The organism is Enterobacter huaxiensis, assembly GCF_003594935.2.
In the GTDB taxonomy this organism is placed as follows: domain Bacteria; phylum Pseudomonadota; class Gammaproteobacteria; order Enterobacterales; family Enterobacteriaceae; genus Enterobacter; species Enterobacter huaxiensis.
Genome location: NZ_CP043342.1, coordinates 3,127,014 through 3,152,173, shown reverse-complemented (window position 1 = coordinate 3,152,173; position 25,160 = coordinate 3,127,014). Strand labels below are relative to the sequence as shown.

Genomic DNA, 25,160 nt, shown 5'->3' with positions numbered 1-25,160 from the left:
AAACAGTTAATTAAAATGGAGTATTTACCATAATAAGTAACACTAAAGCGCAGGTAAGTATTTTTATATTTACCCGTATTTAACTTAATTATTACAATCGAGCGTTATTGCCGAAAAAAATAAAAAAAGGGGCAATAAAATTGCCCCGTAATATAGCTCAGGTGATTGAATACGCCTACAGCTGATAATGTTATATGCGGTTATTTTGACCAGTAAGCCGCTTTGGCCTTCTGCAATTTTTCATACGCATTCAGCAGCGACTGATGTGCCGGGAAGGCCTTCAGATCGCTATCAACAGCCTGCAGGCCATAGAACGGCTCTTCACCGCTCAGTGCCGCGCTGGCTGCTTCTACGGCGTCGGCGCCATACATGCGTACAAACGCATTCAGGTACTGAAGCGGTTCGCGTTCGTCTTCCTGCGCGAGCAGCAGCAGGGTTTGCAGGCAGCGGTAATAGTTGGTGCGCTCGGCGGAGAAGACGGACTGGTTGAACTCCATGGTCCACTCCGTCCAGGCCAGAGCCTGATCGAGATCGCCACCCGCGAGGGCCAGCATCGCTTTCAGCTCACCAATACGCAGGGTGTACCAGCCGTTGTCTTTACCTGTCGCCAGGCCAAGCAGTTCACGTACGCGGGTGAAATCATCGTGGCCTTCTTCGTCCAGCTGGGCGATCAGGTTAAGATAATCTTCTTTCTCCCACTCGCTGCCCGGCAGAGCCAGCAGGGTTTCACGCAGATGTGCACCCATGCTGTTGTTCGCCAGCCACAGATCTTCTGCCGGATAGATGTCGGACATGCCAGGAACGATAATGCGGCATGCGTAGACGCTCAGGTGCTCATAGTCAGCAATATAGACTTCGCGATCTTCCGCTTTGAAGATAGCCATCAGCGTGGCGAACTCTTCTTCAGTGGTGCCTGAGAAGCTCCAGTCCACGAACGGATAGTCCGCATCCTGCTTGAACATATCCCAGGAGATGGAACCGCTGGAATCGATGAAATGTGTTTCGAGGTTGGTGTGTTCAGCCACTTCTTCGTCATCAAACGTTGGTGGGGTAAACACGTCCAGATCTTTCAGGCTACGGCCTTGCAGCAGCTCGGTGACGGTACGCTCCAGCGCCACGCCGAAGTCAGGATGCGCGCCAAAGGAGGCGAAGCAGGTTCCGTTAGCCGGGTTGAAGAGCACCACGCAAATAACCGGATACTTACCGCCCAGAGAGCCGTCATAAGCGAAGATAGGGAAACCTTCTGCTTCCAGTTTAGCAATGGATTCCACTACGCCCGGGTAGCGCGCCAGCACGTCGGCCGGAATTTCAGGCAGGCTGATAGACTCGGCAATGATGCGGTTTTTAATGTGGCGTTCGAATACTTCAGACAGACCCTGCACGCGCGCTTCGTTGCGGGTGTTGCCAGCAGACATACCGTTTGACACATACAGGTTACCGACGATGTTCATCGGAATATAAACGGTCTGCTCATCGGACTGACGGGTAAACGGCAGGGCGCAGATCCCGCGGTCTTCGTTGCCAGACTGCAGGTCGATCAGCATGCTGGCGGTCAGTTCATTTTCCGGATCGTAGAACGCACGCAGGCGCGGATCCAGAATGCCTTCCGGCAGTTCGTCGTCTTCGGTCAGCGGGAACCATTTCTCATTCGGATAGTGAACGAATGGGCCATTAGCAATGGTTTCACCCAGCCAGAAGTCGGCGAAGAAATAGTTGGTCGACAGACGTTCAAAGTACTCACCCAGCGCAGAGGCCAGTGCCGCTTTTTTGGTTGCGCCTTTACCGTTGGTAAAGCAAAGCGCACAGTCTTTATCGCGAATATGCACGGACCAGACGTGAGGCACCGGGTTCAGCCAGGAGGCTTCTTCGATATTAAAGCCCAGGTCGGTCAGTTTCTGCTGGAAGCGAGCGATGGAATCTTCCAGAGCGGCGTCTTTGCCGGGGATAAACGTTTGTGTCATGGCGTTCACTTTTATCGTACGTAAAGCGCGCAATGATACGGGTTTTGCGTGACGGGTGCTATCTTCGGCGAAAATAAATGGCTGGGCTATGCTTAGTGGCAGTAACTGACTGTTAAGGCATAGAAAAATGAAAGCATTTGATCTCCAACGGATGGCGTTTGATAAAGTCCCCCCTGAATTTTTAGGCGAAGTGGCGTTGCGTAGCCTGTATACCTTCGTTTTGGTCTTCCTTTTCCTCAAAATTACCGGGCGCCGTGGCGTTCGGCAGATGTCGCTTTTCGAAGTGTTGATCATCCTGACGCTGGGGTCGGCGGCGGGGGACGTTGCGTTTTACGATGATGTGCCGATGGTGCCGGTGTTTATCGTTTTTGTCTCACTGGCATTGCTGTACCGGCTGGTGATGTGGCTAATGTCGAAAAGCGAAAAACTGGAAGATCTTCTTGAAGGGAAGCCGGTGGTGATCGTGGAGGACGGACAGCTTGCCTGGCAGAATGTAAAAAGTGCCAACATGACCGAGTTTGAGTTCTTTATGGAGCTGCGCCTGAGCAGCGTGGAACAGCTGGGGCAGGTGCGGCTGGCGATTATGGAAACCAATGGGCAAATCAGCGTCTATTACTACGCTGACGACGATGTTAAGCCAGGACTGTGTATCCTGCCGGATATGTTGATTGAGCGGTTTCGGGTCGTACCGGAAACCGGGGAGTATGCCTGTATAAAATGCAGCCATGTCGTGGGGATGCATGCGGGCGATCATCAATTATGCCCTCGCTGTAAGAATCCAGAATGGACGAAGGTAAGCCGGGCCAAACGTATTACCTGACAGCCATTTTGTCGGTTTTGAGACAGCGAGATGGCAGATTGTTTTGTGTGACGACGGACACATTTTGCCGGCCATAAGTTTTAGACATTGCGGCGCGTGTCACTGAATGATAAAACCGATATCCACAGTTATAACTTATGGCTTTTAGCGTGGTGAGGGGAAATGGCTCAAGTCTTTAATTTCAGTTCAGGTCCGGCAATGTTACCGGCAGATGTACTCAAACAGGCTCAGCAGGAGCTGTGTGACTGGAACGGTCTGGGTACGTCGGTGATGGAAATCAGCCACCGTGGTAAAGAATTTATTCAGGTGGCGGAAGAGGCAGAAAAGGATTTTCGCGATCTGCTGAACATTCCCTCGAACTACAAAGTATTGTTCTGCCACGGCGGGGGGCGCGGTCAGTTCGCCGGTATCCCGTTGAACCTGCTCGGTGATAAAACCACCGCTGACTACGTTGATGCGGGCTACTGGGCTGCCAGCGCGGTTAAAGAAGCACATAAATATTGCTCACCAAACGTTATCGACGCCAAAGTGACCGTTGACGGTCTGCGTGCCGTGAAGCCGATGAGCGAGTGGCAGCTTTCTGATAACGCCGCGTATCTCCACTACTGCCCGAACGAAACTATCGACGGTATCGCCATTCACGAAGAGCCAGGTTTTGGCGAGAACGTCGTTGTGACGGCGGATCTCTCGTCTACCATTCTGTCCACGCCGCTGGACGTCAGCCGTTACGGCGTAATCTACGCCGGTGCGCAGAAAAATATCGGCCCGGCTGGCCTGACTATCGTCATTGTGCGCGAAGATCTGTTGGGTAAAGCCCATAAGTCTTGCCCGTCAATCCTTGATTACACGGTACTTAACGATAACGACTCTATGTTTAACACCCCGCCGACGTTTGCCTGGTATCTTTCCGGCCTGGTGTTCAAGTGGCTGAAACAAAACGGCGGTGTGGCGCAGATGGACAAGGTCAATCAGCAAAAAGCGGACCTGCTGTACGGCGTAATTGATAAGAGTGATTTCTACCGCAACGACGTAGCGAAAGCTAACCGTTCGCGCATGAACGTGCCGTTCCAGCTGGCAGACAGCAGCCTGGATAAAGTCTTCCTGGAAGCGTCGTTCGCCGCTGGCCTGCACGCGCTGAAAGGCCACCGCGTGGTGGGGGGCATGCGTGCTTCCATCTATAACGCCATGCCGCTTGAAGGCGTTAAGATGTTGACCGATTTCATGATCGACTTCGAACGTCGCCACGGTTAATCGCGCTGTTTTTCACCCCCGCAGCCGCTGCTGCGGGGTTTTTATTATGTTGAGTTGAGAGTTTAGTTTTCATGGAATCCCTGACGTTACAACCTATCGCGCGGGTAGATGGCACCATTAATCTGCCTGGTTCAAAAAGTGTCTCGAACCGCGCTCTGCTGCTGGCAGCTCTGGCAAACGGCACCACCGTCCTCACAAACCTGCTGGACAGCGATGACGTTCGCCATATGCTCAATGCGCTGAAAGCGTTGGGAGTTCACTACACGCTGTCTGCTGACCGTACCCGTTGTGAAGTGATCGGCAACGGCGGTGCATTACAGTGCGCAGAAGCGCTTGAGCTGTTCCTGGGCAACGCGGGTACCGCGATGCGTCCGCTGGCGGCGGCCCTGTGCCTGGGAAGCAATAACATCGTGCTGACCGGCGAACCGCGTATGAAAGAGCGCCCGATTGGTCATCTGGTGGACGCCCTTCGTCAGGGCGGCGCGCAGATTGACTATCTGGAGCAGGAAAACTATCCGCCGCTGCGTCTGCGCGGCGGCTTTACCGGCGGCAGCGTTGAGGTTGACGGCAGCGTCTCCAGTCAGTTCCTGACCGCACTGCTGATGACCGCACCGCTGGCACCGCAGGATACGGTTATCAGCATCAAGGGCGATCTGGTTTCCAAACCGTACATTGATATCACGCTGCACCTGATGAAAACCTTCGGCGTTGAGGTGGAAAACCAGTCTTATCAGCGCTTCGTGGTGCGCGGGGCGCAGCAGTACCAGTCTCCGGGCAGCTACCTGGTTGAAGGTGATGCGTCATCCGCATCCTACTTTCTGGCCGCAGGGGCGATTAAAGGCGGCACGGTAAAAGTGACCGGTATTGGCCGTAACAGCGTGCAGGGCGACATCCGTTTTGCGGACGTGCTGGAAAAAATGGGCGCGGTTGTGACCTGGGGCGATGACTTCATCTCCTGTACGCACGGTGAGCTGAATGCCATTGATATGGACATGAACCATATCCCGGATGCGGCGATGACCATCGCCACGGCGGCGCTGTTTGCTAAAGGCACCACCACGCTGCGTAATATCTACAACTGGCGCGTGAAAGAGACGGACCGTCTGTTCGCAATGGCGACCGAGCTGCGCAAAGTGGGTGCAGAGGTAGAAGAGGGCGAAGATTATATTCGCGTGACTCCGCCGGCAAAACTGCAGTTTGCGGAAATCGGAACCTACAACGATCACCGTATGGCAATGTGCTTCTCGCTGGTGGCGCTGTCGGATACGCCTGTAACCATTCTTGACCCGAAATGTACGGCGAAAACCTTCCCGGACTACTTCGAGCAGCTGGCGCGCATTAGCACGCCGGCCTGATAACATCATGCCGCATCATCGGGTGCGGCATTTCCTTACGCTTCCTGACGATCATTCCCGCCCATTTCTTCTACACTCTGCTTCAATCATTTCGTAATTTGCACGCAAAGGTAACAGTTGCGTACGTTGATGCGTATAATGCGCGGCGTTCATGTTAACGGTATGCCTTAATTAAGGAGAAAAAGATGACGGCAGTTGCCCCGGTAATCACCATTGATGGGCCTAGTGGCGCAGGGAAAGGTACCCTGTGTAAAGCGATGGCAGAAGCATTGCAATGGCATCTTTTAGACTCGGGAGCAATCTATCGCGTTCTGGCTCTGGCTGCGCTGCACCACCATGTGGATGTGGCGTCTGAAGAGGCGCTGGTACCGCTGGCTGCGCATCTGGATGTGCGTTTCGTCTCCACTGACGGCAACCTTGAAGTGATCCTGGAAGGGGAAGACGTGAGCGGCGAGATCCGCACGCAGGACGTGGCTAACGCAGCCTCTCAGGTAGCGGCATTCCCGCGCGTTCGTGAAGCGTTGTTACGCCGCCAGCGTGGGTTCCGGGAAGCACCTGGCCTGATCGCTGACGGCCGTGATATGGGCACGGTGGTATTCCCTGATGCACCTGTGAAAATTTTCCTTGACGCCTCTTCGGAAGAACGTGCTCAACGCCGCATGCTTCAGTTGCAGGAAAAGGGGTTTAGTGTTAACTTTGATCGCCTTTTATCCGAGATAAAAGAGCGCGATGACCGCGATCGTAACCGCGCCGTCGCACCACTTGTTCCTGCAGAAGATGCATTAGTTCTGGATTCGACCAGTTTAACTATTGAGCAAGTGATTGAAAAAGCGCTACAATATGCGCGCCAGAAACTGGCACTCGCGTAATCGCGACCGATTTAGTAGTACCCCCGCTGCAATGGATTGACGGCGGGTATGTGAAACAACCCCATCCGGCACGGAGCCAGGTGGACGTTATATTAACCTGAAGATTAAACATGACTGAATCTTTTGCTCAACTATTTGAAGAATCCTTAAAAACAATCGAAACCCGTCCGGGTTCCATCGTTCGTGGTGTTGTTGTTGCTATCGACAAAGACGTAGTACTGGTTGACGCCGGTCTGAAATCTGAGTCCGCCATTCCGGCAGAGCAGTTCAAAAACGCCCAGGGCGAGCTGGAAATCCAGGTTGGTGACGAAGTTGACGTTGCTCTGGATGCAGTGGAAGACGGCTTCGGTGAAACCCTGCTGTCCCGTGAGAAAGCTAAGCGTCACGAAGCTTGGATCACGCTGGAAAAAGCTTACGAAGAAGCTGAAACTGTAGTCGGTGTTATCAACGGCAAAGTTAAAGGCGGCTTCACTGTTGAGCTGAATGGTATTCGTGCGTTCCTGCCAGGTTCACTGGTAGACGTTCGTCCAGTCCGTGACACCCTGCACCTTGAAGGCAAAGAGCTTGAGTTCAAAGTAATCAAGCTGGACCAGAAGCGTAACAACGTTGTTGTATCCCGTCGTGCCGTTATCGAATCCGAAAACAGCGCAGAACGCGATCAGCTGCTGGAAAACCTGCAGGAAGGCATGGAAGTCAAAGGTATCGTTAAGAACCTCACTGACTACGGCGCATTCGTTGACCTGGGCGGCGTTGATGGCCTGCTGCACATCACCGACATGGCGTGGAAACGCGTTAAGCACCCAAGCGAAATCGTGAACGTTGGCGACGAAATCACTGTTAAAGTGCTGAAGTTCGACCGCGAACGTACTCGTGTATCCCTCGGCCTGAAACAGCTGGGCGAAGATCCATGGGTAGCTATCGCTAAGCGTTACCCAGAAGGTACTAAACTGACTGGTCGCGTTACCAACCTGACTGACTACGGCTGCTTCGTTGAAATCGAAGAAGGCGTTGAAGGCCTGGTGCACGTTTCCGAAATGGACTGGACCAACAAAAACATCCACCCATCCAAAGTTGTTAACGTTGGTGATGTAGTGGAAGTGATGGTTCTGGATATCGACGAAGAACGTCGTCGTATCTCCCTGGGCCTGAAGCAGTGCAAAAACAACCCATGGCAGCAGTTCGCGGAAACCCACAACAAGGGCGACCGTGTTGAAGGTAAAATCAAGTCTATCACTGACTTCGGTATCTTCATCGGCCTGGACGGCGGCATCGATGGCCTGGTTCACCTGTCTGACATCTCCTGGAACGTTGCAGGCGAAGAAGCAGTACGTGAATACAAAAAAGGCGACGAAATCGCTGCAGTTGTTCTGCAGGTTGACGCAGAGCGTGAGCGTATCTCCCTGGGCGTTAAACAGCTCGCAGAAGATCCGTTCAACAACTGGGTTGCACTGAACAAGAAAGGCGCAATCGTAAACGGTAAAGTGACTGCAGTTGACGCTAAAGGCGCAACCGTAGAACTGGCTGACGGCGTTGAAGGTTACCTGCGCGCTTCCGAAGCTTCACGTGACCGCGTTGAAGATGCAACTCTGGTTCTGAGCGTTGGCGACGACGTTGAAGCTAAGTTCACCGGTGTTGACCGTAAGAACCGTGCAATCAGCCTGTCTGTTCGTGCTAAAGACGAAGCTGATGAGAAAGATGCAATCGCAACTGTTAACAAACAGGAAGATGCAAACTTCTCTAACAACGCAATGGCTGAAGCTTTCAAAGCAGCTAAAGGCGAGTAATATCAAGTTCTCACCATCATTTGAGCTGTAACGCATTTACAGCGAGAAGGATGAGGAGCAGACTTGACAGATTGCAGGATTCGTCCTGTAATCAATAACAAAGGGCGGCTACGGCCGCCCTTGTTTAATGAGCTGTTCAGCTAATTGGTTTGAAAGGAACCGGAGGAATCATGACCAAGTCAGAATTGATTGAAAGACTTGCCAGTCAGCAACCGCATGTCCCGGCTAAGGCTGTGGAAGATGCTGTTAAAGAGATGCTGGAGCATATGGCCACCACTCTTGCCCAGGGCGAGCGCATTGAAATCCGCGGTTTCGGTAGTTTTTCTTTGCACTATCGTGCTCCACGTACCGGGCGTAACCCGAAGACTGGCGACAAAGTCGAGCTGGAAGGTAAGTACGTTCCACACTTTAAGCCGGGTAAAGAACTGCGCGATCGCGCCAATATTTACGGTAACTGAGTTTAGCCATCAGGGTTAAACTGGGTTTAAAAGAAAGCACCTTTGGGTGCTTTTTTTGTATGCCTCGCCCGCACTTCTGAACGCGTGCCGCACTTCCTCTTTGCTTTTACTGCAAACCCATAAAAACCTTGCAGCGCCCGCCGTAACACACGTTTTTCTTGCCTGACGCTGGAAAGCGCTCCCTGCATACTGCCCTGAACAGGGAGGTAAAAATGGGAATACCCGTCATCAGCGTTTGCGCCATTCTGGCCATTATTCCGCTTTACTGGTTACCCGTGCTGCCGGGGATGCAGAGCGTCTGGACGATGATTATCGTCGGGACAGCATTCGCCCTGCAGCAGAAAAAATGGGGAATGTTTACCGGCATTGCTTTGCTCTTTTTTTGCTGGGGCATACTGGCGGCGCAGGAGAGCGTGTGGCCGATGAATCACCTGACGACCGGGCCGCAGCAGGCTGAAGTCACGATCGGCGCTACCGACGGGGCAACGGTGCACCAGGTAAACATTGTCAGGCTTAACGGAAAGCGATGGCATGCCGCAACGGGCATAACGCTGTACGGCAACTACCTGCCGCAAAAGGTCTGCGCGGGCCAGCGCTGGGCCATGACGCTGCGCCTCAGGGCCGTACACGGTGAGTTAAACGACGGTGGGTATGATACCCAGCAAAATGCGTTTGCCCGGCATCAAACGCTGACCGGGCGATTTACGCAGGCTGAGGTCATCGATGGCCGCTGCAGCCTTCGCTCGCAGTACCTGTCGTCACTGCAGGCTTCGCTCTCTTCATTTCAGTGGGCACCCGTGATGCTCGGGCTGGGAATGGGGGAGCGCCTGAATGTTTCGCGGGAAATAAAAGACCTGATGCGAGAAACCGGCACGTTACACCTGATGGCGATTTCAGGTTTGCACATCGCGCTGGCGGCCTCCGTGGTTTGGTTACTGATGAGAGGGTTCCAGTTTTTCTTGCCGTGCCGCTGGATCCGCTGGCAAACCCCCTTGCTGGCAGGCCTTCTGTCTGCAGCATTTTACGCGTGGCTAACGGGGCTACAGCCGCCGGCATTGCGCACTATCATCTCGCTGGCGGTGGTGGCCGCGTTGCGGATAAGCGGCCGTCAATGGTCACCCTGGCAAATGTGGACGACCTGCGTGGCTGCAATCCTGGTTCTCGACCCCATGGCCGCGCTGTCGCAAAGCCTCGCCTTGTCGGCGTTTGCGGTTGCTGCATTAATCTTCTGGTACCAATGGCTACCTCTCCCGCACTGGCACTGGGTGCGCAAGTGGCGCCCACTGGCTAATCTTTTCTATTTGCAGGTGGGAATGCTGCTTCTGTTGCTACCGTTACAGGTTCTGATTTTCCATGGCTTTACGCTCTCCTCACTGGTGGCAAATCTGTTCGCCGTGCCTCTGGTGACGTTTATTTCCGTTCCGTTGATACTGCTCGGTATGTTTTTACACCTTTTCCCTCTGCACACGCTGGAGCACGCCCTCTGGTTTGCGGCAGATAAGTCTCTGGCAGGGCTGTTCTTGCTGCTGGCACGCCTGCCGGACGGTTGGCAGAATGTGGACGAGCGGTGGCAATATATGACGCTGCTGCCGTGGCTTGCCATTATTGGCTGGCGTTTCCGGGCGTGGAAGGTCCTGCCTGCCGTTTGCCTGACCCTGAGTATCATGCTGACATTTCCTCTATGGAGGACGGTGAAAACGGACGGCTGGACGCTGCATATGCTGGACGTCGGGCAGGGGCTGGCAATGGTGATTGAGCGTCAGGGAAAAGCGGTTTTATACGACACCGGGCTTGCCTGGCCGGGTGGGGATAGCGCGCAACAGCTGATCGTTCCCTGGCTGCGCTGGCATCATCTGAGGCCGGAAGGGGTGATAGTGAGCCACGAACACCTCGATCACGCGGGCGGCCTGCCATCGCTGCAAAAAGCGTGGCCAGAAATGTGGGTAAGAAGCCCGCTGCGCTGGGCCGGACATCTCCCCTGTTTTCGCGGACAAAAATGGCAATGGCAGGGGTTAACCTTTGCCGTGCACTGGCCGCGTGAAGAAGACATCGCCAAAGGCAATAACCGCTCGTGCGTGGTTAAAATCGATGATGGCGAGCAGAGCGTTTTGCTGACGGGCGATATCGAAGCTCAGGCGGAACAGGCAATGCTTAGCCATCGCTGGCGCTATCTTCGGTCTACACTGATTCAGGTGCCGCACCACGGCAGCAACACCTCTTCGTCTCTGCCGCTGGTGCAGCGTGCAGAAGGGGAAATAGCGCTGGCCTCGGCGGCCCGCTATAACGCGTGGCGGTTTCCGTCTGCGAAAGTCGTCCGACGATACCAGAGGGAGGGGTATACCTGGCTTGATACGCCTCATTCTGGACAAATTTCGGTGACGTTTTCGCAACATAACAGGCAAATTCGCCGCTTACGCGATCACTATTTACCACGCTGGTATCATCAGTGGTTTGGCGCGCCCGTAGATAACGGGTAGAATATGCGGCTATTTCAACAAATGCTGGTTTTATGAATGCATAACGACAAAGATCTCTCCACGTGGCAAACGTTCCGCCGACTCTGGCCGATGATTGCACCTTTCAAAACAGGCTTGATCGTGGCGGGCGTAGCGTTAATCCTCAACGCAGCCAGCGATACTTTTATGTTATCGCTCCTCAAACCGTTACTGGACGACGGTTTTGGTAAAACGGATCGCTCAGTGTTGCTATGGATGCCTCTGGTGGTTATCGGACTGATGATCTTACGCGGTATCACCAGCTATATTTCCAGCTACTGCATCTCCTGGGTATCCGGGAAAGTGGTTATGACCATGCGCCGTCGTCTGTTCGGCCATATGATGGGCATGCCAGTCGCGTTTTTCGACAAGCAGTCTACCGGTACGCTGCTGTCACGCATTACGTATGATTCTGAGCAGGTGGCCTCATCGTCTTCCAGCGCGCTGATTACCGTTGTGCGAGAAGGTGCATCGATCATTGGCCTGTTTATCATGATGTTCTATTACAGCTGGCAGCTGTCGATCATCCTGATCGTTCTGGCACCGATTGTTTCCATCGCTATTCGTGTGGTGTCCAAGCGTTTCCGTAATATCAGTAAGAATATGCAGAATACGATGGGGCAGGTGACAACCAGCGCCGAGCAGATGCTGAAAGGCCATAAAGAAGTGCTGATTTTTGGTGGTCAGGGCGTTGAAACCAAACGCTTTGACAAGGTCAGCAACAAGATGCGCCTGCAGGGGATGAAAATGGTTTCGGCCTCGTCCATCTCCGATCCGATCATCCAGCTGATTGCCTCTCTGGCACTGGCATTCGTTCTTTATGCCGCGAGCTTCCCAAGCGTCATGGAAACCCTGACGGCGGGTACGATCACCGTGGTCTTCTCATCCATGATTGCGCTGATGCGCCCGCTTAAATCCCTGACAAACGTTAACGCGCAGTTCCAGCGCGGGATGGCAGCCTGTCAGACCTTGTTCAGCATCCTGGATTCCGAACAGGAAAAAGATGAAGGCAAGCGCGTGATTGAGCGTGCCAGGGGAGACCTTGAATTCCGCAACGTGACCTTTACCTATCCTGGTCGTGAAGCGCCAGCGCTGCGTAATATCAGCCTGGATATCCCGGCAGGTAAAACGGTTGCGCTGGTCGGCCGTTCCGGTTCAGGTAAATCAACTATCGCCAGCCTGATTACGCGCTTCTACGACATCGATGAAGGCGAAATCCTGTTAGACGGCCACGACCTGCGGGACTATACCCTTCAGTCGCTGCGTAACCAGGTTGCACTGGTATCGCAAAACGTGCACCTGTTTAACGATACGGTAGCGAACAACATTGCGTATGCGCGTACCGAAGAGTACAGCCGCGAGCAGATTGAGAATGCGGCACGTATGGCCTACGCCATGGACTTTATCAATAAGATGGATAATGGCCTGGACACGGTCATTGGTGAAAACGGAGTCCTGCTCTCTGGCGGCCAGCGTCAGCGCATCGCCATTGCCCGAGCGCTGCTGCGCGATAGCCCAATCCTGATCCTTGATGAAGCAACGTCCGCGCTGGATACCGAATCTGAACGTGCGATCCAGTCCGCGCTGGATGAGCTGCAAAAGAACCGTACGTCGCTGGTGATTGCACACCGTCTGTCGACTATCGAACAGGCTGACGAAATCGTCGTGGTTGAAGACGGCATCATCGTTGAGCGCGGCAGCCACGCTGACCTGCTGGCACATCGTGGCGTGTACGCACAGCTTCACAAGATGCAGTTCGGCCAACAATGATTGCACGCATCTGGTCGGGTGAATCCCCTCTGTGGCGTCTGCTTTTGCCGCTCTCCTGGCTTTATGGCCTGGCGAGCGGCGTGATTCGCTTACTTTACCGTCTGGGCGTGAAGCGCGCCTGGCGTGCGCCGGTTCCTGTTGTGGTAGTAGGGAACCTGACCGCGGGCGGTAACGGCAAAACGCCGGTGGTGATCTGGCTGGTGGAACAATTACAGAAGCGCGGTATTCGGCCCGGTGTCGTATCGCGCGGTTACGGTGGCAAAGCGGCGCAGTATCCTCTCCTGCTGACGCCTGAAACGACAACGGCCGAAGCCGGCGATGAGCCGGTATTAATTTATCAGCGAACCGGCGCGCCGGTTGCTGTCTCTCCCGTGCGCAGTGATGCCGTGAAGGCACTTCTTGCTGAGAATGAGGTGCAAATCATCATCACCGACGATGGTCTGCAACATTACGCCCTGGCGCGTGACAAAGAGATTGTGGTCATTGACGGCGTGCGTCGTTTTGGCAACGGCTGGTGGTTGCCCGCCGGGCCAATGCGCGAGCGGGCCTCTCGCCTGAGGAGCGTTGACGCCGTCATTGTTAACGGTGGCGTCGCACTGCAGGGAGAAATCCCTATGCAACTCCATCCGGGCAAGGCGGTTAATTTATTAACCGGAGAGCGTATGGCCGTAGCTGAACTGCCTGCGCTGGTGGCGATGGCGGGTATTGGCCATCCGCCGCGCTTTTTCGCGACGCTTGAGCAGTGCGGTGCGCGTCTTGAAAAACGTGTCCCGCTTGCCGATCACCAGGCGTTAACTGCGGAGCAGGTTGATGCGCTGGCCGAGCCGGGGCAGACCTTAATCATGACGGAAAAAGATGCGGTAAAATGCCGCGCCTTTGCGAAAGAAAACTGGTGGTACCTGCCGGTTGACGCTGAACTCAGCGGTGAGCAGCCGGAATATTTGCTCAAGGAACTGATCGCGCTGGCGCATTAACAGCATACGCGGTTCCGGCGGCGATTTGACTCACAGGAAAACGCATGTCTTTACCGCAACTCTCGCTTTCAGCCGCACGCAATCTGCATCTTGCGGCACAGGGGTTATTGAAAAAGCCCCGTCGTCGCGCTCAACCTGCCGATATCCTCTCTACCGTGCAACGCATGTCGTTGCTGCAAATCGATACGATCAACATTGTGGCGCGTAGCCCTTACCTGGTGCTGTTTAGCCGGCTCGGGAATTATCAGCCGCAGTGGCTCGATAATGCACTCAGCCAGGGCGAGCTGATGGAGTACTGGGCACATGAAGCCTGTTTTCTGCCGCGCAGTGATTTCGCGCTGGTTCGTCACCGTATGCTCTCTCCGGACAAAATGGGCTGGAAATATCGTCAGGAATGGATGAACGAACACGCCGCTGAAATTGAGCGGCTTATCGCGCATATTCATGAAAACGGCCCGGTGCGTTCGGCTGACTTTGAACATCCGCGAAAGGGGGCGAGCGGCTGGTGGGAGTGGAAACCGCACAAGCGTCATCTTGAGGGGCTGTTTACCTCCGGCAAAGTAATGGTGGTGGAGCGCCGTAACTTTCAGCGCGTCTACGATCTGACGCACCGCGTGATGCCGCACTGGGATGACCAGCGTGACCTGCTCACCCAGGAGGCGGCCGAAACGGTAATGTTGGAGAACAGCGCACGCAGTTTGGGGATTTTTCGTCCGCAGTGGCTGGCGGACTACTATCGTCTGCGTCAGCCCATGCTGAAGCCAGTGCTGGAAAGATGGCAACACGAACGGATCGTCACGCCCGTATGCGTCGAGAAACTGGGTGAAATGTGGTTACACAATACATTACTGCCCCTGTTGCCCCAGGCCGAAGAGGGGAAGCTGCAGGCCACCCACAGCGCGGTGCTCTCACCGTTTGACCCGGTAGTTTGGGACAGAAAGCGGGCCGAGCAGCTCTTTGATTTCAGCTATCGGCTGGAGTGTTATACCCCCGCCCCGAAGCGTCAGTATGGCTACTTTGTTTTGCCTTTGCTTCACAAAGGGCAGCTGGTTGGGCGCATGGATGCAAAAATGCACCGCAAAACCTGGATCCTTGAAATCATTGCGCTTTATCTTGAGGACGGGGTGAAAGTGACAGCGACGCTGGAGAAAGGGTTAACGGCCGCCATCAGCGACTTTGCGGCCTGGCAAGGCGCGCGTGAGGTGGCGCTTGTGCATATTGCGGAAGGGTTATTCAGCGCCTGTCGAAGCGGCTGGGAAATAGGCACATCCTGAAAAAGGAATGTGATAAGCTTGAGCGATTACCCATACGGAGGAACTATGGATCACCGTTTACTTGAAATTATTGCCTGCCCGGTGTGCAACGGAAAACTCTACTACAGCCAGGATAAACAAGAGCTGATTTGTAAGCCGGACAGCCTGGCTTTCCCCCTGCGTGACGGCATTCCGGTTCTGCTGGAAAATGAAGCCCGATCCCTGGTGGCGGAAGAGAGCAAATTATGAGTTTTGTTGTCATTATTCCGGCTCGCTATGCCTCAACGCGCCTGCCGGGTAAACCGCTGGTGGATATCAACGGCAAGCCGATGATCGTGCACGTTCTGGAGCGCGCGCGTGAATCCGGGGCTGAACGCGTGATCGTTGCCACCGATCATCCGGATGTTGCTCGCGCGGTTGAGGCGGCGGGCGGTGAAGTCTGTATGACGCGTGCCGATCATCAGTCGGGTACTGAACGTCTGGCTGAAGTGGTTGAAAAATGCGGCTTCAGTGACGACACGGTCATTGTTAACGTGCAGGGTGACGAGCCCATGATCCCGGCAGTCATTATCCGTCAGGTAGCCGACAACCTGGCTCAGCGCACGGTCGGTATGGCCACGCTGGCTGTGCCCATTCACCATGCTGAAGAGGCTTTCAACCCGAATGCGGTGAAAGTAGTGCTGGACGCAGAGGGCTATGCGCTTTATTTCTCCCGAGCCACGATCCCATGGGACCGCGATCGCTTTGCCGCGTCAAAAGAGGCGATTGGCGATACCTTCCTGCGTCATCTGGGGATCTACGGCTACCGTGCGGGCTTTATTCGCCGCTACGTGACCTGGGCGCCCAGCCCGCTGGAACACATCGAGATGCTCGAGCAGCTTCGCGTGCTCTGGTACGGTGAAAAGATCCACGTTGCGGTCGCTGAGGAAGTGCCTGGAACGGGCGTCGATACGCCAGAAGATCTTGAGCGCGTCCGCGCCGAGATGCGCTAATTTTCCCGTCATCCCCCCGCTCGGGGGGATGTTCTCCCGTCTGACGCTTTTCTCTTTTCTACTCGATAATTGATCTCAATCGGGTGACATCTGCTGTCCACGCGCTCATTATAAAAGCAGTAGCCTTAATAGGGGTAATCCATATGGAACAGCTGCGCGCCGAACTTAGCCATCTGCTTGGAGAGAAATTAAGCCGGGTTGAGTGTGTAAATGAAAAGGCAGATTCCGCGCTCTGGTCGTTGTACGACAGTCAGGGAAACCCTATGCCGCTGATGGCCAGGAGCTTTACCTCGCCGGGCGTTGCCAGGCAGCTTGCCTGGAAGATGTCCATGCTGGCACGGGAAGGGACAGTCCGCATGCCAACGGTTTATGGCGTGATGACGCATGAAGAACATCCCGGGCCGGATGTTCTGCTGATTGAACGACTGCGCGGCGTCTCTGTAGAAGCCCCGACGCGATCGCCGGAGCGCTGGGAACAGCTGAAAGACCAGATTGTGGAGGCGCTCCTGGCCTGGCATCGGCAGGATAGCCGCGGCCTGGTGGGTGCGGTCGACAGTACCCAGGAAAACCTGTGGCCGCTCTGGTATCGCCAGCGGGTTGAGGTCCTGTGGGGAACCCTCAACCAGTTCACCAACACCGGGTTAACGATGCAGGATAAACGCATTCTGTTCCGTACCCGCGAATGCCTGCCTGCGCTTTTCGAGGGATTTAACGACAACTGCGTGTTGATTCACGGCAATTTCACGTTACGCAGCATGTTGAAGGACTCCCGAAGCGACCAGCTGCTGGCGATGGTCGGGCCAGGCATCATGCTCTGGGCGCCGCGTGAGTATGAATTGTTCAGGCTTAGCGACAGCGGGTCGGCGGAAGGTCTATTGTGGCACTACCTCCAGCGCGCGCCCGTGGCCGAAGCCTTCCTCTGGCGGCGCTGGCTCTATTTGCTCTGGGATGAAGTGGCGCAGCTGGTGAATACAGGACGCTTCAGCCGCGCCAATTTCGATCTCGCGGCTAAATCACTCGTTCCCTGGCTCGCCTGACGACCCTTTGACCCACTGCCAGATGCGCCCGAGCGTCTCGTAACCCACGCGATCGCTATGCATCAGCCACATCGGGGACGGAATTGCCCGTTCCCACGGGTTGAGCGGGGCATCGATCGCCATCTGGTTAGCAGGGGCGGGCAGCGGATGCAGCCCTTGCTTCTCGAAGAAGATCATCGCCCTCGGCAGATGGGAGGCGGAGGTCACCAGTAAAAACGGGACATCCCCAATAGCCTGCTTAACTGCCGCCGCTTCTTCTTCGGTGTCTTTTGGGCTGTCCAGCGTGATGATGGCGGAACGCGGAACCCCGAGCGATTCAGCCACTCTCGCGCCCGCTTCAGCCGTGCTGACCGGGTTTGTTCTTGCCGCGGCGCCGGTGAAAATCATTTTCGAACCCGGGTTGGCGAGCCACAGGCGCACGCCTTCGTTCAGACGCGGCAAACTGTTGTTGATCAGGTTTGAGCTGGGCGCCCAGTTCGGATCCCACGTATAGCCACCGCCCAGCACCACTACGTACGCAACTTTTTGATTTCCCTGCCACGTCGGGTAGGTATTTTCAATCGGACGTAACAGGCCATCAGCGACCGGCTGCAGGCTCAGCAACAGCAGCGTAAGCCAACCCAGCGTGATGAGCGTTTTGCCACTTTTCTGAAAACGGCTAAACCATACCAGCGCCAGGCCCAGCGCAATCAGCAACAGCAGCAGGGGAAGGGGAAGCATCATGCCGCCAATGTATTTCTTCAGGGTAAAAAGCATCCTTTTTGGTTCCTTTTTTAACCATACAGCAGGGGATTGCCAGTGATATTACACCAGACAGGTTCATTCTCCGCTCGGGTGTGACAAAATAGCGGTTTTGCTGTTAGCGAGTGGAACTCTCCCAATGCGGGATCGCAATTTTGATGACATCGCGGAAAAGTTTTCGCGCAACATTTATGGCACCACGAAAGGCCAGCTCCGTCAGAGGATCCTCTGGCAGGATCTGGACAGGCTTCTTGCCGACTACGCGGGCCAGACGTTGCGTGTGCTTGATGCCGGGGGCGGAGAAGGGCAGACCGCTATCCTCATGGCGCAGCGCGGTCATCACGTGACCTTATGCGATCTGTCAGCGGAAATGGTTGCGCGCGCGCAGCGTGCGGCAGAAGAGAAAGGTGTGAGCGACAACATGCATTTTATACATTGCGCCGCTCAGGACATTCCGCAGCATTTGGAATCTCAGGTTGATCTGATATTGTTCCATGCTGTGCTCGAATGGGTAGCCGAACCACAGGCCATGTTAAAAACGCTGTGGTCTATGCTGCGGCCGGGCGGTGCGCTATCGCTGATGTTCTACAATGCGAACGGTCTGCTGATGCGTAACGTGCTGGTGGGCAATTTTGGCTATGTGCAGCAGGGAATGTATAAGAAGAAACGGCGCACGCTGTCGCCTGATTTCCCACGTGAGCCCCAGCAGGTTTACGGCTGGCTGGAGGAGATTGGCTGGGAAATCACCGGTAAAACCGGCGTGAGGGTGTTTCATGATTATCTGCGTGATAAACAAAAACAGCATGACTGTTTAGACGCCTTAACAGAAATAGAAACGCGGTATTGTCGCCAGGAGCCCTATCTGAGCCTTGGCCGCTATATTCACGTCACCGCGCGCAAGCCGCAGATGCAAGGATAATCTATGAGTGAATTTTCCCAGACAGTCCCCGAACTGGTTGCCTGGGCCAGGAAAAACGATTTCTCCATCTCGCTGCCGGTAGACAGACTCTCCTTCCTGCTGGCGGTTGCCACGCTGAACGGCGAAAGGCTGGATGGTGAAATGAGCGAGGGTGAACTGGTGGATGCGTTCCGCCACGTCAGTGATGCGTTTGAGCAAACCAGCGAAACCATTAGCGTGCGTGCCAACAACGCAATCAACGATATGGTGCGTCAACGTCTGCTGAACCGCTTTACCAGCGAGCAGGCGGAAGGAAACGCCATCTATCGCCTGACGCCGCTGGGCATCGGCATTACTGACTACTACATTCGTCAGCGCGAGTTTTCGACCCTGCGCCTGTCGATGCAGCTCTCGATCGTGGCGGGTGAGCTTAAGCGCGCCGCCGACGCGGCAGATGAAAACGGTGACGAATTCCACTGGCACCGCAACGTCTACGCGCCGCTGAAGTACTCGGTGGCGGAGATCTTCGACAGCATCGATCTGACTCAGCGCCTGATGGACGAACAGCAGCAGCAGGTAAAAGACGATATCGCCCAGCTGCTGAATAAAGACTGGCGCGCGGCCATCTCCAGCTGTGAGCTGTTACTGTCAGAAACGTCCGGCACCCTGCGTGAACTGCAGGATACGCTGGAGGCGGCGGGGGATAAGCTGCAGGCTAACCTGCTGCGCATCCAGGACGCAACGCTGGCGCATGACGACCTGCACTTTGTTGACCGCCTGGTATTTGACCTGCAGAGCAAGCTCGATCGCATTATCAGCTGGGGCCAGCAGTCGATCGACCTGTGGATAGGCTACGACCGCCACGTGCATAAATTTATCCGTACCGCGATCGATATGGATAAAAACCGCGTGTTTGCCCAGCGTTTGCGTCAGTCAGTACAAACCTATTTCGATGCCCCGTGGGCGCTGACGTATGCCAGTGCCGATCGTCTGCTGGATATGCGCGATGAAGAGATGGCGCTGCGCGACGAAGAGGTGACCGGTGAACTGCCGCCGGATCTGGAATATGAAGAATTTAACGAAATTCGCGAGCAACTTGCGGCGATGATCGAAGAACAGCTCGCTGTCTACAAAACCAGACAAGTGCCGCTGGATCTTGGCCTCGTGGTGCGCGACTATCTGGCGCAATATCCGCGTGCGCGCCATTTCGACATCGCCCGCATTGTTGTCGACCAGGCGGTACGCCTGGGTGTCGCACAAGGCGATTTCACCGGGTTGCCGCCGAAGTGGCAGCCGATTAACGATTACGGAGCCAAGGTACAGGCGCATGTCATTGACAAATATTGAACAAGTGATGCCACTTAAGCTGGCACAGGCGCTGGCAAATCCGTTATTTCCGGCGCTGGACAGCCAGCTGCGTGCCGGTCGTCACATTGGCCTTGACGAGCTGGATAATCACGCCTTTTTGATGGACTTCCAGGAGTACCTGGAAGAGTTCTACGCGCGCTATAACGTTGAGCTTATTCGTGCCCCGGAAGGGTTTTTCTACCTGCGTCCGCGTTCCACCACGCTCATCCCGCGTTCCGTACTCTCGGAGCTGGATATGATGGTGGGTAAAATTCTCTGCTACCTCTACCTCAGCCCGGAACGTCTGGCGAACGAAGGTATTTTCACTCAGCAGGAGCTCTACGATGAGCTGCTGTCGCTGGCAGATGAAAGCAAACTGCTGAAGCTGGTAAATAACCGTTCGACGGGTTCCGACCTGGACCGTCAGAAGTTACAGGAAAAAGTTCGCTCTTCCCTGACGCGCCTGCGTCGCCTGGGTATGGTCTGGTTTATGGGCCACGACAGCAGCAAATTCCGTATTACGGAATCCGTTTTCCGCTTCGGCGCAGACGTGCGCGCGGGCGATGACGCCCGTGAAGCGCAGCTGCGTATGATCCGTGACGGTGAAGCGATGCCGGTGGAAAACCATTTGCTGCTCAATGATGAGCATGACGAGAATCAGCCGGATAGCGGGGAGGAAGAGTAATGATTGAACGCGGTAAATTTCGCTCACTAACGCTGATTAACTGGAACGGTTTCTTTGCCCGAACCTTCGATCTGGATGAGCTGGTTACGACGCTCTCCGGTGGTAACGGTGCGGGTAAATCCACCACCATGGCGGCATTTGTCACGGCGTTAATCCCCGATCTGACGCTGCTGCACTTCCGAAACACTACCGAGGCGGGCGCGACAAGCGGCTCACGCGATAAAGGCCTGCACGGTAAACTCAAAGCCGGCGTCTGTTATTCGGTGCTGGACGTGATCAACTCACGTCACCAGCGTGTGGTAGTGGGTGTGCGTCTGCAGCAGGTTGCCGGTCGCGATCGTAAAGTGGATATCAAACCCTTCGCAATCCAGGGGCTACCAACGTCCGTGCAGCCAACATCCCTGCTGACAGAAACGCTGAACGACCGTCAGGCGCGCGTGCTCTCTCTTCAGGAGCTGAAAGACAAGCTCGAAGCCATCGAAGGCGTGCAGTTCAAGCAGTTTAACTCGATTACCGATTACCACTCCCTGATGTTCGATCTGGGCGTGGTGGCACGTCGCCTGCGTAGCGCCTCTGACCGCAGTAAATACTACCGTCTGATTGAAGCGTCCCTGTACGGCGGTATCTCCAGCGCCATTACCCGCTCGCTGCGTGACTACCTGTTGCCAGAAAATAGCGGCGTGCGTAAGGCCTTCCAGGATATGGAAGCGGCACTGCGTGAAAACCGCATGACGCTGGAAGCCATTCGCGTTACCCAGTCTGACCGTGACCTGTTTAAACACCTGATCAGCGAAGCAACCAACTACGTGGCCGCGGACTATATGCGCCACGCCAACGAGCGCCGCATCCACCTCGATCAGGCGTTAGAGTATCGTCGCGAGCTGTTTACCTCGCGTAAGCAGCTGGTGGCCGAGCAGTATAAACACGTTGAAATGGCCCGCGAGCTGGGCGAACACAACGGCGCTGAGGGCGATCTGGAAGCCGATTACCAGGCGGCGAGCGATCACCTGAATCTTGTGCAAACCGCACTGCGTCAGCAGGAAAAAATCGAACGCTACGAAGCGGACCTCGATGAGCTGCAAATTCGTCTCGAAGAGCAAAATGAAGTGGTGGCTGAAGCCGCCGACATGCAGGAAGAGAACGAAGCCCGGGCCGAAGCCGCCGAGCTTGAAGTGGATGAGCTGAAAAGCCAGCTTGCCGACTACCAGCAGGCGCTGGACGTGCAGCAGACCCGTGCGATTCAATATACCCAGGCACTGCAGGCGCTACAGCGCGCCAAAGAGCTGTGCCATCTTCCTGATTTAACGCCGGACAGCGCAGACGAATGGCTGGATACCTTCCAGGCCAAAGAGCAGGAAGCCACCGAAAAACTCCTGTCGCTCGAACAGAAAATGAGCGTCGCGCAAACGGCGCACAGCCAGTTTGAGCAGGCATACCAGCTGGTGGTGGCGATCAATGGCCCGCTGGCGCGAAATGAAGCGTGGAACGTTGCCCGTGAGCTGCTGCGCGACGGTGTGAACCAGCGTCATCTGGCCGAGCAGGTTCAGCCGCTGCGTATGCGTCTCAACGAGCTGGAGCAGCGCCTGCGCGAGCAGCAGGAAGCCGAGCGTCTGCTGGCGGAATTCTGCAAGCGTCAGGGTAAAAATTACGATTTCGACGAGCTTGAGGCGCTGCATCAGGAGCTTGAAGCGCGTATTGCCGCGCTGTCTGATTCCGTATCCAACGCCAGCGAGCAGCGTATGACGCTGCGTCAGGAGATGGAGCAGCTTCAGTCCCGCTCGCAGAAGTTATTGCAGCGTGCGCCGGTCTGGCTGGCAGCCCAAAGCAGCCTGAGCCAGCTCAGCGAGCAGTGTGGCGAAGAGTTCGAGTCCAGCCAGGAAGTGACGGAATACCTGCAGCAGCTGCTTGAGCGCGAGCGCGAAGTGATTGTTGAGCGCGACGAAGTGGGCGCACGTAAACGTGACGTCGACGAAGAAATTGAACGCCTGAGCCAGCCGGGCGGTGCAGACGATGCCCGCCTGAACACCCTGGCGGAGCGTTTCGGCGGCGTACTGCTGTCCGAAATTTATGACGATGTTGGCCTGGATGATGCTCCGTACTTCTCTGCGCTGTATGGACCGTCGCGTAACGCGATTGTGGTTCCGGATCTGTCGCTGATTTCCGAGCAGCTTGCCGGGCTGGAAGACTGTCCTGAAGATCTCTATCTGATCGAAGGCGATCCGCAGTCATTCGACGACAGCGTCTTCAGCGTCGACGAGCTGGAAAAAGCGGTGGTGGTGAAAATCGCCGATCGTCAGTGGCGTTATTCTCGCTTCCCTGAACTGCCGCTGTTTGGCCGCGCCGCGCGTGAAAACCGTATCGAAAGCCTGCACGCCGAGCGTGAAACGCTGTCCGAACGTTTCGCGACGCTGTCATTTGACGTACAGAAAACCCAGCGCCTGCACCAGGCGTTCAGCCGCTTTATCGGCAGCCATCTTGCCGTCGCCTTTGACGCTGACCCGGAAGCGGAAATTCGCAAGCTCACCACCCGCCGCGGTGAGCTGGAACGCGCCATTGCCAATCATGAAAATGATAACCAGCAGAGCCGCGTCCAGTTCGAGCAGGCGAAAGAGGGCGTTGCTGCCCTTAACCGCATTCTGCCGCGCCTGAACCTGCTGGCAGATGAGACGCTGGCTGACCGCGTGGATGAAATTCAGGAACGTCTGGATGAAGCTCAGGAAGCGGCGCGTTTCGTGCAGCAGCACGGCAATCAGCTGGCGAAGCTGGAGCCGGTTGTCTCCGTGCTTCAGAGCGACCCGGAGCAGTTCGAGCAGTTAAAAGAAGATTATGCCTGGTCGCAGCAGGTGCAGCGTGACGCGCGTCAGCAGGCGTTTGCCCTGACGGAAGTGGTACAGCGTCGTGCCCACTTTGGCTACTCTGATTCAGCCGAAATGCTGAGCGGTAACAGCGACCTGAATGAGAAGCTGCGCCAGCGTCTTGAGCAGGCGGAAGCTGAACGTACCCGTGCTCGCGAAGCAATGCGAACGCACGCCGCACAGCTGAGCCAGTACAGCCAGGTCATGGCCTCGCTGAAAAGCTCCTTCGACACCAAGAAAGAGCTGTTAAACGATCTGCAAAAAGAGCTGCAGGACATCGGCGTTCGCGCTGACAGCGGCGCCGAAGAACGGGCGCGTATTCGTCGTGACGAACTGCATAGCCAGCTCAGTAACAACCGTGCGCGGCGTAATCAGCTGGAAAAAGCGCTGACCTTCTGTGAAGCGGAAATGGATAACCTGACCCGTCGCCTGCGCAAGCTGGAGCGCGACTATCACGAAATGCGCGAGCAGGTCGTGACCGCCAAGGCGGGCTGGTGCGCGGTGATGCGTATGGTGAAAGACAACAATGTTGAACGTCGTCTGCACCGTCGCGAGCTGGCCTATCTTTCCGGGGACGAACTGCGTTCCATGTCGGATAAAGCGTTGGGCGCCCTGCGTCTGGCGGTAGCGGATAACGAACACCTGCGCGACGTGCTGCGTATGTCCGAAGATCCAAAGCGTCCGGAACGTAAGATCCAGTTCTTTGTGGCCGTTTACCAGCACCTGCGCGAACGTATTCGTCAGGACATCATCCGTACCGACGATCCGGTTGAAGCCATCGAACAGATGGAAATTGAGCTGGGTCGCCTGACGGAAGAGCTGACCTCGCGCGAGCAGAAGCTGGCGATCAGCTCACGCAGCGTGGCGAACATCATTCGCAAAACCATTCAGCGTGAACAGAACCGTATCCGTCAGCTGAACCAGGGCCTGCAGAGCGTGTCGTTTGGCCAGGTGAACAGCGTACGTCTGAACGTGAACGTGCGTGAGGCGCATTCCACCCTGCTGGATGTATTGTCTGAGCAGCACGAACAGCATCAGGATCTGTTCAACAGTAACCGTCTGACCTTCTCCGAAGCGCTGGCGAAACTGTATCAGCGCCTGAATCCGCAGATCGATATGGGCCAACGTACGCCGCAAACGATCGGTGAGGAGCTGCTGGACTACCGTAACTACCTGGAAATGGAAGTTGAGGTTAACCGTGGCTCCGACGGCTGGCTGCGTGCAGAGTCCGGCGCGCTTTCTACCGGTGAAGCTATCGGTACCGGTATGTCGATACTGGTGATGGTGGTTCAGAGCTGGGAAGATGAAGCGCGCCGCCTGCGCGGCAAAGACATCTCTCCATGCCGTCTGCTGTTCCTTGATGAAGCCGCGCGTCTCGATGCCCGCTCCATCGCTACGCTGTTTGAGCTTTGCGATCGCCTCGATATGCAGCTTATCATCGCGGCACCGGAGAACATCAGCCCTGAAAAAGGCACGACCTATAAGCTGGTGCGTAAAGTGTTCCAGAACAGCGAACACGTACACGTTGTGGGCCTGCGCGGCTTTGCTCCGCAGCCGCCGGAGTCGTTGCCGGGGACGGCTGACGCGTCATAGCGCGTTTTGTTACAAAGAGCGG

General features: G+C 55.6%; 19 protein-coding genes. 17 read left to right on the top strand and 2 right to left on the bottom strand.

Annotated features, from left to right (window positions below; translation table 11 throughout):
- Positions 1-200: 200 nt before the first annotated feature.
- Positions 201-1,961: a 30S ribosomal protein S12 methylthiotransferase accessory factor YcaO gene (gene ycaO, locus D5067_RS15110; protein ID WP_119934857.1), complete on the bottom strand. Its 1,761-nt coding sequence runs from the start codon at positions 1,959-1,961 to the stop codon at positions 201-203.
- A gap of 127 nt (positions 1,962-2,088) precedes the next feature.
- Here ycaO and D5067_RS15105 point away from each other — a divergent pair, with 127 nt between their 5' ends.
- The 13 genes from D5067_RS15105 (at position 2,089) to D5067_RS15045 (ending at position 17,019) form a co-directional block, all read left to right on the top strand.
- Positions 2,089-2,781 (top strand): DUF421 domain-containing protein, encoded by a 693-nt coding sequence (locus tag D5067_RS15105; RefSeq protein WP_119934856.1) that lies wholly within the window; start codon positions 2,089-2,091, stop codon positions 2,779-2,781.
- 162 nt (positions 2,782-2,943) lie between these two features.
- Positions 2,944-4,032 carry a 3-phosphoserine/phosphohydroxythreonine transaminase gene (gene serC, locus D5067_RS15100; RefSeq protein ID WP_119934855.1) on the top strand — a complete coding sequence of 363 codons (1,089 nt, stop codon included), beginning with the start codon at positions 2,944-2,946 and terminating at the stop codon, positions 4,030-4,032.
- A gap of 71 nt (positions 4,033-4,103) precedes the next feature.
- Positions 4,104-5,387, top strand: coding sequence for a 3-phosphoshikimate 1-carboxyvinyltransferase (gene aroA / locus D5067_RS15095; RefSeq protein WP_119934854.1), 1,284 nt, complete (start codon positions 4,104-4,106; stop codon positions 5,385-5,387).
- A 185-nt stretch (positions 5,388-5,572) separates the two neighbouring features.
- The gene (gene cmk, locus D5067_RS15090; RefSeq protein ID WP_119934853.1) at positions 5,573-6,256 is read left to right on the top strand and encodes a (d)CMP kinase; all 684 of its coding nucleotides are present in this window, start codon (positions 5,573-5,575) and stop codon (positions 6,254-6,256) included.
- A 110-nt stretch (positions 6,257-6,366) separates the two neighbouring features.
- Complete coding sequence (rpsA, locus tag D5067_RS15085) at positions 6,367-8,040, top strand: 30S ribosomal protein S1 (RefSeq protein ID WP_010429251.1); 1,674 nt, start codon at positions 6,367-6,369, stop codon at positions 8,038-8,040.
- A gap of 170 nt (positions 8,041-8,210) precedes the next feature.
- Complete coding sequence (ihfB, locus tag D5067_RS15080; RefSeq protein WP_014069584.1) at positions 8,211-8,498, top strand: integration host factor subunit beta; 288 nt, start codon at positions 8,211-8,213, stop codon at positions 8,496-8,498.
- Positions 8,499-8,710: 212 nt separating this feature from the next.
- Positions 8,711-10,975 (top strand): ComEC family protein, encoded by a 2,265-nt coding sequence (locus D5067_RS15075; protein WP_119934852.1) that lies wholly within the window; start codon positions 8,711-8,713, stop codon positions 10,973-10,975.
- 36 nt (positions 10,976-11,011) lie between these two features.
- Entirely contained in the window at positions 11,012-12,763 is a 1,752-nt protein-coding gene (msbA, locus tag D5067_RS15070) for a lipid A ABC transporter ATP-binding protein/permease MsbA (protein WP_119934851.1), read from the top strand.
- Positions 12,760-13,737: a tetraacyldisaccharide 4'-kinase gene (lpxK, locus tag D5067_RS15065; RefSeq protein WP_119934850.1), complete on the top strand. Its 978-nt coding sequence runs from the start codon at positions 12,760-12,762 to the stop codon at positions 13,735-13,737. Before msbA ends, lpxK begins: the two co-directional genes overlap by 4 nt.
- 44 nt (positions 13,738-13,781) lie before the next feature.
- Entirely contained in the window at positions 13,782-15,011 is a 1,230-nt protein-coding gene (locus D5067_RS15060) for a winged helix-turn-helix domain-containing protein (protein WP_119934849.1), read from the top strand.
- 45 nt (positions 15,012-15,056) lie between these two features.
- On the top strand, positions 15,057-15,239 hold the full coding sequence (gene ycaR, locus D5067_RS15055) for a protein YcaR (RefSeq protein ID WP_119934848.1): 183 nt from the start codon (positions 15,057-15,059) through the stop codon (positions 15,237-15,239).
- Positions 15,236-15,982, top strand: coding sequence for a 3-deoxy-manno-octulosonate cytidylyltransferase (kdsB, locus tag D5067_RS15050; RefSeq protein ID WP_119934847.1), 747 nt, complete (start codon positions 15,236-15,238; stop codon positions 15,980-15,982). Before ycaR ends, kdsB begins: the two co-directional genes overlap by 4 nt.
- 143 nt (positions 15,983-16,125) lie before the next feature.
- Positions 16,126-17,019: a YcbJ family phosphotransferase gene (locus D5067_RS15045; protein ID WP_119934846.1), complete on the top strand. Its 894-nt coding sequence runs from the start codon at positions 16,126-16,128 to the stop codon at positions 17,017-17,019.
- Here the strand turns inward: D5067_RS15045 and elyC are convergent.
- Positions 16,996-17,775 (bottom strand): envelope biogenesis factor ElyC, encoded by a 780-nt coding sequence (gene elyC / locus D5067_RS15040; protein ID WP_119934845.1) that lies wholly within the window; start codon positions 17,773-17,775, stop codon positions 16,996-16,998. The genes D5067_RS15045 and elyC overlap by 24 nt on opposite strands.
- Positions 17,776-17,899: 124 nt before the next feature.
- Here elyC and cmoM point away from each other — a divergent pair, with 124 nt between their 5' ends.
- Genes cmoM through mukB form a run of 4 tightly spaced genes read left to right on the top strand, consistent with a single transcriptional unit; the run spans position 17,900 to position 25,138 of the window.
- Positions 17,900-18,679 (top strand): tRNA uridine 5-oxyacetic acid(34) methyltransferase CmoM, encoded by a 780-nt coding sequence (gene cmoM / locus D5067_RS15035; protein ID WP_119934844.1) that lies wholly within the window; start codon positions 17,900-17,902, stop codon positions 18,677-18,679.
- 3 nt (positions 18,680-18,682) lie between these two features.
- Complete coding sequence (gene mukF / locus D5067_RS15030; RefSeq protein WP_119934843.1) at positions 18,683-20,005, top strand: chromosome partition protein MukF; 1,323 nt, start codon at positions 18,683-18,685, stop codon at positions 20,003-20,005.
- A complete protein-coding gene (gene mukE, locus D5067_RS15025) occupies positions 19,986-20,690 on the top strand; it encodes a chromosome partition protein MukE (RefSeq protein ID WP_119934842.1) in 705 nt (234 codons plus the stop codon). The genes mukF and mukE overlap by 20 nt, the downstream gene beginning before the upstream one ends.
- Positions 20,690-25,138 (top strand): chromosome partition protein MukB, encoded by a 4,449-nt coding sequence (gene mukB, locus D5067_RS15020; protein WP_119934841.1) that lies wholly within the window; start codon positions 20,690-20,692, stop codon positions 25,136-25,138. Before mukE ends, mukB begins: the two co-directional genes overlap by 1 nt.
- Positions 25,139-25,160: the final 22 nt, after the last annotated feature.